Raw genomic sequence first — 11,352 nt, 5'->3', positions numbered from 1 at the left:
CACGCCAAGCGTACGAAATTTGTGGAATACCAGCTATTCCGTCAGTTTACGCGATAATAGTCAGCAACACTTACCAATATAAAAAAACCAGCCTCATAGCGTCACTTTTCTTGCGTCAGTGTCACATTTTATAGGTCCGATACGGACCAATCAGGCTTTTAGCTGGCGATAAAGCTTACAGACGCTTCCATTCAGATACCCCGGAACCACCATTCCCATTGATGCCGGATGGATTCCGAGTGTCTGCAAGGTCTCAGCTCCCGGCTGAACGACATTATCGACAGACATCATGGCCACTTGGTCCCGTGTCAGCAGATGGCCGGGCAACTTCTCTAGAACAGTCGCTTCAAGGCGGGCTACCACTTGCGGGATCGGAAGCAGGATTCTTTTACGACCCGACGCTTCGAGTACGAACGCCATAAGCTCACGCATACTCAGGATATCGGGACCACCGGCCTCAACCGTTAGACCTGCATTCTCCGGTTGCAGAAGTCGTAGCGCTGCTTCTGCAACATCTTCCACAAATACCGGCTGATAATATGTGCGACCAGCAAAAACTGGCAGGACGGGTGACAGCGCTCCAATCAAGGCGAACAGATTAAAGAAACTGTCGTCCGTCCCGAACACCACAGACGGGCGAAGCAGACGCGCATCAGGAAAAACGTCCCGTACGACACGTTCTGCAGCTGCTTTACTCCGACCATATGCCCCTGGAGACGTCAAAGAAGCACCGATGGCAGACATATGAACGTAGTGCTTCACACCTGCCAGATGCGCCCGCACAGCTGCGAGCCGAGCGCCCTCAACATTAATGCGATGCAGAGTCTGCACATCTGGCGTCATGACAGACACAAGATTGATGACAGCGTCCACACCATCAAACAGACAATCAAGCTGCGGTGCATCATTGACTGACGTTTTCAGGAACTCGACGCGCCCTGTTCCACGCGCCTTTCCAAGCCCCTGAATTTTTTCGGGATCCTGACTCCCCACACGAACGACATGCCCTGTAGCAACCAGCTTTCTCACCAGGCTGCGCCCGATAAAACCACCACCACCAATGACAGCGACCTTCTGCTGCCCGGCACCCGAAAAAAGTTTTTCCATTTCCCTGTTTTCTTTCATTCCAACTGTTGACGCTCTCATTCAGTCGATGTAAACGCCTCTTCACCAACCCGGGATGCCTCAGGAAACTGAAAAAACCCGGTGCTTTCTGAGCCCAGATGGCGGAATTGGTAGACGCGCAGGTTTCAGGTACCTGTGTCCGAAAGGACGTGGAAGTTCGAGTCTTCTTCTGGGCACCACAGACGGTCAGGTTCATTAAGAACCTTCCCCTCTGAGTTCATAAAAATTCGGTGACAACAAAATGAGCCAGCAGAACGCCATCCATCTTCATGACGGCGACCTGCCGGAAGATTTTGATATTGGCCCTGTTGTCGCCATAGATACCGAGACCATGGGTCTCAATCCCTACAGAGATCGCCTCTGCCTTGTGCAGCTTTCCGCCGGTGACGGTGAAGCACATCTCGTGCAGATCAAGCCTGTCTCCATGGGTGGCCGTGGCTATGATTGCCCTAATCTCAAAGCCTTCCTTTCGGATGACTCGATCACCAAGCTGATGCACTTCGCCCGCTTTGACGTGGCCGTGCTCCAGAAAGCCTTTGGCATCACGATCTCTTCCGTCATCTGCACCAAGATCGCTGCCCGCCTCGTCTATACGTTCACGGACCGTCATGGACTGGCCTATCTGTGCCGCGACCTGCTTGGCGTCGAAATCAGCAAGCACCAGCAGAGCTCGGACTGGGGCGCTGAAACCCTGACGGACGACCAGAAGCGCTATGCTGCATCTGACGTGCTCTATCTCCATGCCCTGTGGGACAAGCTTGAGGCCATGCTGATCCGGGAAGAGCGCCGGGAGCTGGCTCAGGCCTGCTTCGACTTCCTTTCAGCGCGCACCCGTCTGGATCTTCTGGGCTACGACGAGCCCGACATCTTCGCACACCGCGCGTAATCGCCTACACTGCGCCCCGACATGATAAACCCGGCTACCTCGCCCCTTCCCTCGGCCCTGCACACTCTTGCTGTCGAGCGACAGGGGCTTGAAGCGCTCGAAAGCGCCCTCGGCGGCTCTCTGGGTCAAGCTTTCAGCCACGCCATTGAGCGGATCCTTCTCTGTTCTGGCCGGCTGATTGTCACGGGGATCGGGAAGTCCGGTCATATTGGCCGCAAGATCCAAGCCACCCTTGCCTCTACCGGAACTCCCTCTCTTTTCGTTCACCCCGCAGAAGCCGCGCATGGTGATCTGGGCATGGTGGCGGCAGGGGATGTCATCCTTGCTCTCTCGAATTCCGGCGAAACCACAGAACTTGCCGCAATTCTGTCGTATGCGTCGCACAGACAGCTGGATGTGATTGCCATAACATCCGTCGAAACCTCGGCTCTGGCCCGCGCCGCCAAGATTACTCTGGTTCTCCCTCCCGCCAGAGAAGCCTGCCCCATGGGGCTGGCACCAACCACGAGCACGCTTCTTCAGCTTGCCCTTGGAGACGCGCTGGCCATAGCTCTTCTGGAAAAACGCGGCTTCACAGCTAACGACTTCAGCGTGTTTCACCCAGGCGGCCGTCTGGGAGCGCGTTTGCGCCCGGTGCGGGAACTCATGCACACCGGAGAGGCTCTTCCACTCGGGGAAAAATCTCTCTCGCTTCGTTCGGTCATTCTGGAAATGACGCACAAAGCCTTTGGCTGCATGGGCGTGACAGACGAAAATGGCGTGCTGTGCGGTCTCATCACGGATGCGGATCTCCGACGGGCCCTCCACAGCGATCTTGACACGACCACGGCGGAAGAGGTCATGAATCTCTCTCCAACCACGACAGCCCCCTCGACCCTGGCACAGGACGTCCTTCTCCTTATGAATGCACGCTCCAAACCGATCACGAGTCTTTTCGTCGTTGGAGAGGACAGACGCCCACAGGGCATCATTCACCTGCACGATCTCCTGAGGGCGGGCCTGGCATGACCGACTCGTCCAAGGATGACAAACGCCCCAAACGGGACGACTTTTCAGGAAACCGGAGCGAAAGCCTCGCCAAGCTTGACGCCCTGCGCCGTGCAGCATTCCAGAAGGTACGGACCGCCCCAAATCCGGAAGAGCTGGCCCGCCGCCGTTCTCTTCTGGGGTTCGCCAAATGGGCACTCCCGGGGCTTGCACTTGTTTTGCTGAGCTCAATTGCGGCGTGGCCCGAGATCTCTCATCTCGTCAATCAGAACCGCGCCGCTCTGAAAGAAATGGCCCGCCTGCGCGTTGAGAGCGGCAATATGGAAAATGCCGTCTATCGCGGTCTGGACGCCCATAACCACCTGTACATGATCACGGCACGCGTTACGCATCAGGAAGGCCCGGACCGTGTAGATCTGGTTGATCCGGTGGCGGATATCGAGCTGGCAGGTAATTCCTGGGCGCATATCAAGGCGGACCGTGGCGTCTACATGCAGCACGAGCAGACCTTGAATCTGGACGACAACGTGGTGCTTTACCGCGATGACGGGACGCTCATGAACGGCCCTTCCGCCGATATGGACCTGAAGCAGGACGTTATTGCATCCCGCGACTGGGTCCATGCCGAAGGCCCATTTGGCAAGCAGGACGCGCAGGGCTATTTCCTGGACCAGCATGCAGGTATCATGCAGTTTACAGGGCCGGGTCTGACGGTCCGCAACGACGATAACGGCCCCCCTTCCATGGCGGCCCGCCTCCGCCAGGAAGGAGCCAAGACAGAGAAATGATGAGCCGCATCGCCAGACTGCTTCCCGTTGCAGGACTTCTCCTCGCCACTACCGCCACACCTGCCGCTTATGCGGATGGGCTGGATATGTCTCATGGCGAGGCCGTTAAGCTGTTCTGGAAAAGCGAGGAAATCTACGACCGGAACGCCCAGACAGTTACCTTGACTGGCGGTGCCCGCGCCGTACGAGGGGATGTAACGGTCGATGCCGATACGCTGATTGGCTATCTGCGCAAGAAAGCGGCTCCACAGGGGCAGCCAGCCACACCGCCGCCGTCGGCAAATGGACAGACGGGTGAAGCCGACCCGATGGGTGGCTCCCTTGAGCTGTACCGCATCGAAGCTCGCGGTCACGTCCATATCTATAACCAGACGGACCAGGGCTGGGGCGACCGTGCCCTGTATGACATGGATCAGGCCGTCATGGTCATGACTGGCAAGAACCTGAAACTTACGACGCCGCAGGATGTGCTCACTGCGCGTGACGTCATGGAATATCACTCCAAAACCCGCATGTCGGTCGGTCGTGGAAACGCAACTGTCACCACCAATGACGGGCGCCAGATCAAGGCTGACGTGCTGGTCTCCTTCAGTGCACCGGACTCCCCTGCACCCGCAGGACAGGCCCAGCCTGCGAAAAGCGACGGCAGCCCTCTTGGGGGTGGTTCTTCAAAACTGGATCGTGCTTATGGCTGGGGCCATGTCGTGCTGCGCACCCCGACCCAGACAGCAACCGGGGACAGAGGCGTCTATGTCTTTGCCAGCCAGATCGCCCGCCTGATCGGCCACGTGCATGTGACGCAGGGCCAGAACCAGAACAACGGGTCTCAGGCTATCGTCAATATGAAGACCGGCATTGCCACGATGCTGCCAGGATCTGACTCTCCTATTCAGGGACTAGTCGTTCCAAACGAAGCCAACAGCAGCCAGGCACCAAAGTGACAGACACATCCCCCTCATTTCCCGTGCTCCAGACCGGTCTGGTCGCCAGCGGGATCGGCAAGACCTACAAGAAGCGGGCTGTCGTCAAGAACGTGTCCATTCAGGTTCAACGCGGTGAGGCTGTTGGCCTCCTCGGACCGAACGGCGCAGGCAAGACGACAAGCTTCTACATGATCGTCGGACTGGTCCAGCCAGACACAGGCACCATTACGCTGGATGGAGCAGATATCACCCAACTGCCGATGTATCGGCGGGCGCGTCTGGGCGTTGGTTATCTGCCACAGGAAGCCAGCATTTTCCGCGGCCTGAACGTCGAACAGAACATCATGGCTGCGCTGGAAGTGATCGAATCCGATCCGGAAAAGCGCGAAACCATGCTGAACGGGCTTCTCGCCGAGTTCGGCATCACGCATCTGCGCCACTCGCCGTCCCTGGCCCTGTCCGGCGGTGAACGCCGTCGTCTGGAAATTGCCCGCGCCCTGGCAAGCCAGCCGAACTATATTCTGCTGGATGAGCCTCTGGCCGGTATTGATCCTATTGCCGTGGGCGAAATTCGCGATCTTGTGTCTCACCTCAAGGATCGTGGCATCGGCGTGCTGATTACGGACCATAACGTCCGCGAAACGCTCGAAGTCATTGACCGCGCCTACATCATGCATGGCGGTCAAGTTCTGATGGAAGGGACACCGGAGGCCATCGTCGCCAACGAAGATGTGCGCCGGGTCTATCTTGGAGAGAACTTCTCGCTCTAATCTGACGGGATGCTCAGTCCCGGTCTGATACAGCGCCAGTCGCAGTCGCTCGTCATGACGCCACAGTTGCGTCAGGCGATTGCAATGCTGCAACTGGGCCATCAGGAACTGACGCAATCACTTCAGCAGATTGCGGAACTGAACCCCCTTCTGATTCTGGAATCCACGGACACTGCTCCCAACACAGAGCCCGCAGATCCTGCATCTGACTTGCACGACGATGACCCTGAACGGTTTACTTCGGGTTCGGAACGACCAGAGACTGCGGCCCCCGGCCCCACACTTCATGATGATCTGATTGCCCAGATCCACCTCCGGTTTCCCGTTCAGCAGGACTGTGCCGCCGCTCTTTATCTTCTGGCTTGCCTCGATGAGGCCGGACGATTGCCGGAAGCAGTTTCAGGCCTTGCGGTCGAACTTGGTGTCGAGCCCGCTGTTCTTGAAACTATCCGCCAAGTTCTGATGCGACTGGAGCCTGCTGGTCTTTTTACACGCTCCTTGGAAGAGTGTCTGGCGGTCCAGCTGGAACAGAAAAACCGGCTAGACCCCGCCATGAAAGTTCTTCTGGCTAATCTCGATCTTTTAGCCCGAAGGGACTGGCGGCTGCTCCGCCAGAAGTGTCAGCTCGAACAGGACGACCTGCTCGATATGCTCGCGGAAATTCAGGTCCTCAACCCCAGGCCGGGCTTTGATCCGCGCCAGCCAGTCTCCCCCATTCAGCCAGACCTGATCCTCCGCAAAAATGGTCCAGGGTTCCGCCTGACATTTAATCACCGTCTGCTGCCGCACTGTCACGTGGATCTAGAGATGCAAAGCGCGCTCGACAGTTCAACAGACGCTGGGCGACAGCTTCTTGCTTATGCAAGCGAGGCCAATGCTGTCATCCGCGCGCTGGAAATGCGTCGCCAGACTATTCTGAAGATCGGAGCCGAGATCGTCCGTCAGCAGGCGGCGTTTTTTGAAGACGGCCTCTCTGCTCTCCGCCCCCTCACCATGCGCGACCTCGCCACCGGCGCAGATGTCCATGAAAGCACGGTCAGCCGGGTTGTGAACGGGAAGTACATAGACACACCCCGCGGCATCCTTCCGCTTCGTATGTTTTTCTCTACGGCTCTTCAGGCCAGCGACGGCTCTACGCAAAGTGCCAGCGCCATTCAGCACCGCATCAAAACGCTGATCGCTTCGGAAGACGATGACATCCTGTCAGATGATGCCCTGACGACCCAACTTCAAAAAGAAGGGTTCGCCATCCAGCGCCGGACAGTGGCAAAATATCGGGAAGGCATGGGGATCGCAAAATCCAGCCAGAGGCGACGCCTGAGGAAAACCTCCTGACGTCTCAAGCCAGCTTAATGCAGACCCGGCGCTTCCTGACCTGTACGCGCCACATATTCCGTATATCCGCCACCATACTGGTGCACACCTTCCGGCGTGACTTCCAGAACGCGATTAGACAGGGCTGCCAGGAAGTGACGATCATGGGAGACGAACAGCATGGTTCCGTCATAGTCTGCAAGGGCCGTGATCAGCATTTCCTTCGTGGCCATGTCCAGATGGTTGGTTGGCTCATCGAGTACAAGGAAGTTCGGTGGATCAAAGAGCATCAGAGCCATGACAAGGCGCGCCTTTTCGCCACCAGAGAGAACCCGGCAGCTCTTTTCCACTTCGTCACCCGAAAATCCGAAACCACCAGCGAGCGAACGTAGAGCGCCCTGATTGGCCTGGGGGAACGTATATTCCAGCATCCCGAAGACTGTTCGGTCGCCATCAAGAAGATCCATGGCGTGCTGGGCAAAATACCCGATCTTTACATTACTGCCGACGGTTACGGTTCCGGAATCAGGCTCTGTCGTACCGGTCACAAGTTTTAGCAATGTGGACTTGCCGGCACCGTTCACACCCATGATGCAGCAACGCTCACGCCGACGGATCATCAAATCCAGTCCATCATAAATTGTGCGGCTTCCATACCGCTTGTCCACGCCCTGAATATTCACGACCACATCGCCCGAACGCGGAGCGGGGGCGAATTCGAAGCTCATGGCCTGACGACGCTTCGGCGGCTCCACACGATCGATCTTGTCCAGCTTCTTCACACGGCTCTGAACCTGCGCGGCATGAGACGCACGGGCCTTGAAGCGCTCGATGAAGTTGATTTCCTTGGCCAGCATGGCTTGTTGGCGCTCAAACTGTGCCTGCTGGTGCTTCTCGTTCAAGGCCCGTTGTTCTTCATAGAATTCGTAGTTTCCAGAGAACGTCGTCAGGTTACCGCCATCAATTTCGATCACTTTGTTGATGATACGGTTCATGAAGGCGCGGTCATGAGACGTCATGAGCAATGCGCCATCGTAACCAGCAAGAAACTGCTCAAGCCAGATCAGACTTTCCAGATCAAGATGGTTGCTCGGCTCATCGAGCAGCATGACATCAGGTTTCATCAGAAGAATACGGCCCAGCGCCACGCGCATCTTCCAACCACCAGACAACAGACTGACGTCTCCGTCCATCATTTCCTGACTGAACCCGAGGCCGTGTAGAACCTCACGCGCCTTGCCATCCAGCGCATAGCCACCAAGATCCTCAAAGCGGCTCTGCACTTCACCAAAGCGCTCAATGATGCTGTCCAGTTCATCCATCCGCTCTGGGTCCGCCATGGCGGCTTCCAACTCGGCCAGTTCAGCCGCCACTTCCGAAACGGCACCTGCCCCGTTCATGACTTCCGCCACAGCACTATGGCCGGACATTTCACCCACATCCTGGCTGAAGAAGCCAATAGTGACGCCACGATCCGTCAGGACATTCCCTTCATCCGGCTCTTCCTGCTTTGTGATCATGCGGAACAGCGTGGATTTTCCCGCACCGTTGGGACCGACAAGACCCACCTTCTCGCCCTTCAGAAGAGCGGCCGAGGCCTCAATAAAAATGACGCGCTGGCCGTTATGCTTGCTGATATTGTCGAGACGAATCATGGGTCCTCAGAGGCACTGGAAGCTGGAAATAAAGGGCTGTCGGGACTTACCCTTATCCCCGCATGGGCGAAACCCCAGAAAAAGCTTACTCAGGCACGCCTTCGTTCATGGCGTCATAGGCCTGCGGTGACAGGTCATGTGCGGAATTGTCCCGAATGACAGGAATGACTTTCTTCAGCCAGTCGGCATCCCGAATAACAAAATGCTGGAGCGTACGATTGTTACCAATGTTCCACGGCGCCCAAATATCCGATGTCCCAAGCATCTGGACATCGTTCGCCCCTGTATCAAAGAAATATGTGACTTCCTCCCAGGCTTTACCCATCGCCCGGAAATAGGTTGCACCGACGATCGTGGACGGAAAATGATCCTTGTTCTGGCTGATGGCTCTTTCCCCAATCAACAAAGGGAGCGGAGCCTTATCCAGATCCCAATCCGAGTAGGCAAAAGCGACCCTGTTGATGAACCAGCACTCTTCCTGCCCATCCTCCGGCTCCTGCAAAACACCCCGCGCATAACGCCGCACGTAGGCACAGTTTGAATTTGGCTGAAGAGGTGTCAGACTTTCTCCTGACCTTACCAGCACATAGCCAGTAGGTTCATGACCATCCATACGCGCGAGAAAAGCACCGCGCCTTACCGTTCCATCGGCCGCAGGCCTCTCCAGAACGGTTGCAAGTGTCGTCCAATCCCCGGGAGGCAACGGGATGGAATACGCGCCAAAGTTCAGGTCATGGCGAAAGACACGCCGTCTGTGGTTCTGTTCAGCCGCCGCAGCTTCAAGTCCATTCAGTGAAAAGTCATTGTAACCAATAGCATAGTAAGGGACGTCCGAAGCGTAAAACTCATCACTCCTCAGTTCGACAGACATTCGCTTGGGGGGCTGGGGAGGAATAGGGTAGGGAAAAACCTCCAGATCCTTCCGCAGCGCCTGTTCATCCTGCCTGACATCAGAACCCGTCTCTGCCTCTGGTCGAACGGGAACATTCAACCCGTTATCCAGAACGGAAGGCGTGTTGGCAGCTTGAGATGTGCCGAAAAGTCCTGATTTCTGAAGGCTTGGCGTGATCAACACACACCCCAAAGCACCGAGAGACGCCATCAGCAATAGACTCAGCAACTTCTCCCGGCGTGTCATCATCTACCCTTGCATGTTACTTTTAGAAACAAAGAGTGCCGATGCGGGGTGAGGCTGTAAAGGTCAAGAAGACAGTGTGAATGTGACATCTCCAGTCAATGTGATCTTTTGCCTTTGCAAGAACATTTGAAATGATAAAAATATCGTTTTATAACGTTATTTATGTGATATGCGCGACAAACATAACGCCGAGGAAGATCCTCTCTCCCCCTTCAGCCAACATGAGACCTCTTTCTTGTCTTTAGCGCTAAATCCAATTCCATGAGGCAATCCGTGGCCAAGTCTGACCCTATCGTCCAACTCCCGGACGGCTTTTACCTGAACCGCACGCCCCTTTTGGCCTTCGGGCTTCTGTGTTGCCTGTTTTCCCTCTGGGGCTGCGCGATGAGCCTCAATGATGTGCTGATCGGGCAGTTCCGCAAGGCATTCATGCTGTCGGATTTTCAGTCCGCGCTCGTGCAATTTTCGTTCTACATCAGCTATTTTGTGCTCGGTATTCCTGCGGGCATGATCATCAAGCGCTTTAGCTACAAATGGTCGATCCAACTCGGGCTGTTCCTGTATCTGATCGGCTGCTGCCTGTTCTTCCCTGCTGCCCATTTCGCGACATACCAGATCTTTTTCGTCGCCCTTTTTGTTGTCGCGGCGGGATTGGTCTTCATCGAAACTGCGGCCGATACCTATTGCACCCTGCTCGGCCCTCCGGGGCGCGGAACGCACCGCCTGAACTTTGCCAGTGCATTTCAACCGATTGGCGCCATTCTCGGCTCCAGCATGGGGGCCTACCTGATTTTCAAGGATGGCGACCTGTCACGCGAGCAGCTTTCCGCCATGCCTGCCGCTCAGGCCTGGCAGCATCAGCTCGGCATGATCCACGCCACTCTTGAGCCGTATGTCTACATTCTCGGGGTTCTGCTGGTCGTCATGATCGCGATTGGCGTCACGCGTTATCCGGCCTGCAAAGGGCGCGATCAGCAGCGTAGTCACGAACTGGATACGGCCGGCGCCCTCAAACGGCTGTTCGCAAATAAGCGCTTTGTCCTCGGTATCCTGACACAGTTTCTGTATGTCGGCGCTCAGGTTGGCGTCTGGAGCTTCATTATCCGCCTCTCCATGCGACTAGGGCACATCAACGAACGGCAGGCCTCCGTATACCTGATCGCCTCATTCTGTGCCTTCTTCGTCGGCAAGCTGGTTGCCAATTTCTTTATGCGGCACGCCCGTCCGGCGCGGGTTCTGTTCGTTTACAGCCTGCTTTGCATCGTGGCGCTGGGTTATGCGGTGATGGTGCATGACTTCACGGCTGTGTACGCGGCCATCCTCGTCAGTGGACTGCTCGGCCCCTGCTGGCCAACCATCTATGGCCTGACCGTCGATGAACTCGGCCATGACCGCGCTTATGGCGGCTCAATTCTGGTCATGAGCATCAGCGGCGGTGGTATCCTTCCGCTTCTGCAAGGCTACATCTCGGACGCTACAGGGGGAAACATGCAGCTTGCCTATATTGTGCCGATGGGATGCTTCGTCGTGATTGCGATGTTCGCAGCGTACTGCATGAAAAGCGGCGACGAAACGGCCGAGCATGTGGTCTTCGATGCAATGCTTTAGGCCGGATGGGCCCCACTTTAAGGCTTGTACGAACCTATCTTCGCACAAGCTTTGCCGAACGGTTCTTTAGATAAGGCCAGCAGCCCTACAAGTCGGAAGATACAAAAAAAGCGGTATGGCCACTAAAGCCATACCGCTTTTTTATGGAACTCTGTTGA

General features: G+C 56.3%; 10 protein-coding genes and 1 tRNA gene. 8 read left to right on the top strand and 3 right to left on the bottom strand.

Annotated elements, in window-relative coordinates:
• Positions 1-150 precede the first annotated feature (150 nt).
• Positions 151-1,107, bottom strand: coding sequence for a complex I NDUFA9 subunit family protein (locus tag JN414_RS02200; RefSeq protein WP_237389832.1), 957 nt, complete (start codon positions 1,105-1,107; stop codon positions 151-153).
• Positions 1,108-1,217: 110 nt separating this feature from the next.
• Between JN414_RS02200 and JN414_RS02195 the strand changes: the two genes are divergently transcribed.
• The 7 genes from JN414_RS02195 to rpoN all read left to right on the top strand — a co-directional run bounded on the left by JN414_RS02195 (position 1,218) and on the right by rpoN (position 6,814).
• Positions 1,218-1,304 (top strand) — tRNA-Leu (locus tag JN414_RS02195).
• Between the two features lie 62 nt (positions 1,305-1,366).
• Positions 1,367-2,011: a ribonuclease D gene (locus JN414_RS02190; RefSeq protein ID WP_202206496.1), complete on the top strand. Its 645-nt coding sequence runs from the start codon at positions 1,367-1,369 to the stop codon at positions 2,009-2,011.
• Positions 2,012-2,032: 21 nt separating this feature from the next.
• On the top strand, positions 2,033-3,019 hold the full coding sequence (locus JN414_RS02185; RefSeq protein ID WP_202206495.1) for an SIS domain-containing protein: 987 nt from the start codon (positions 2,033-2,035) through the stop codon (positions 3,017-3,019).
• Positions 3,016-3,786: an LPS export ABC transporter periplasmic protein LptC gene (gene lptC / locus JN414_RS02180; protein ID WP_202206494.1), complete on the top strand. Its 771-nt coding sequence runs from the start codon at positions 3,016-3,018 to the stop codon at positions 3,784-3,786. The genes JN414_RS02185 and lptC overlap by 4 nt, the downstream gene beginning before the upstream one ends.
• Positions 3,783-4,727: an LptA/OstA family protein gene (locus JN414_RS02175; protein ID WP_202206493.1), complete on the top strand. Its 945-nt coding sequence runs from the start codon at positions 3,783-3,785 to the stop codon at positions 4,725-4,727. Before lptC ends, JN414_RS02175 begins: the two co-directional genes overlap by 4 nt.
• Positions 4,724-5,479: an LPS export ABC transporter ATP-binding protein gene (gene lptB / locus JN414_RS02170; protein WP_046899759.1), complete on the top strand. Its 756-nt coding sequence runs from the start codon at positions 4,724-4,726 to the stop codon at positions 5,477-5,479. Before JN414_RS02175 ends, lptB begins: the two co-directional genes overlap by 4 nt.
• Positions 5,480-5,488: 9 nt before the next feature.
• Positions 5,489-6,814 (top strand): RNA polymerase factor sigma-54, encoded by a 1,326-nt coding sequence (gene rpoN / locus JN414_RS02165; RefSeq protein WP_202206492.1) that lies wholly within the window; start codon positions 5,489-5,491, stop codon positions 6,812-6,814.
• A gap of 14 nt (positions 6,815-6,828) precedes the next feature.
• Here the strand turns inward: rpoN and JN414_RS02160 are convergent, their stop codons facing one another.
• Complete coding sequence (locus JN414_RS02160; protein WP_202206491.1) at positions 6,829-8,448, bottom strand: ABC-F family ATP-binding cassette domain-containing protein; 1,620 nt, start codon at positions 8,446-8,448, stop codon at positions 6,829-6,831.
• A gap of 85 nt (positions 8,449-8,533) precedes the next feature.
• Entirely contained in the window at positions 8,534-9,589 is a 1,056-nt protein-coding gene (locus JN414_RS02155; protein WP_202206490.1) for a hypothetical protein, read from the bottom strand.
• Positions 9,590-9,859: 270 nt separating this feature from the next.
• Between JN414_RS02155 and fucP the strand changes: the two genes are divergently transcribed.
• On the top strand, positions 9,860-11,194 hold the full coding sequence (fucP, locus tag JN414_RS02150; protein ID WP_202206489.1) for an L-fucose:H+ symporter permease: 1,335 nt from the start codon (positions 9,860-9,862) through the stop codon (positions 11,192-11,194).
• Positions 11,195-11,352: the final 158 nt, after the last annotated feature.

This window comes from Gluconobacter sp. Gdi (assembly GCF_014132155.1).
Taxonomy (GTDB): Bacteria; Pseudomonadota; Alphaproteobacteria; order Acetobacterales; family Acetobacteraceae; genus Gluconobacter.
The sequence above is the reverse complement of the archived record's forward strand: the minus strand, read 5'-3'. Positions and strand labels throughout refer to the sequence as shown.

Excerpts from the sequence above, each read along its gene's own strand:
- JN414_RS02190 (WP_202206496.1), top strand. The coding sequence starts at position 1,367 with ATGAGCCAGCAGAACGCCATCCATCTTCATGACGGCGACCTGCCGGAA.
- rpoN (WP_202206492.1), top strand. The coding sequence starts at position 5,489 with ATGCTCAGTCCCGGTCTGATACAGCGCCAGTCGCAGTCGCTCGTCATG.
- JN414_RS02155 (WP_202206490.1), bottom strand. The coding sequence starts at position 9,589 with ATGATGACACGCCGGGAGAAGTTGCTGAGTCTATTGCTGATGGCGTCT.
- JN414_RS02185 (WP_202206495.1), top strand. The coding sequence starts at position 2,033 with ATGATAAACCCGGCTACCTCGCCCCTTCCCTCGGCCCTGCACACTCTT.
- JN414_RS02160 (WP_202206491.1), bottom strand. The coding sequence starts at position 8,448 with ATGATTCGTCTCGACAATATCAGCAAGCATAACGGCCAGCGCGTCATT.
- JN414_RS02200 (WP_237389832.1), bottom strand. The coding sequence starts at position 1,107 with ATGGAAAAACTTTTTTCGGGTGCCGGGCAGCAGAAGGTCGCTGTCATT.
- lptC (WP_202206494.1), top strand. The coding sequence starts at position 3,016 with ATGACCGACTCGTCCAAGGATGACAAACGCCCCAAACGGGACGACTTT.
- JN414_RS02175 (WP_202206493.1), top strand. The coding sequence starts at position 3,783 with ATGATGAGCCGCATCGCCAGACTGCTTCCCGTTGCAGGACTTCTCCTC.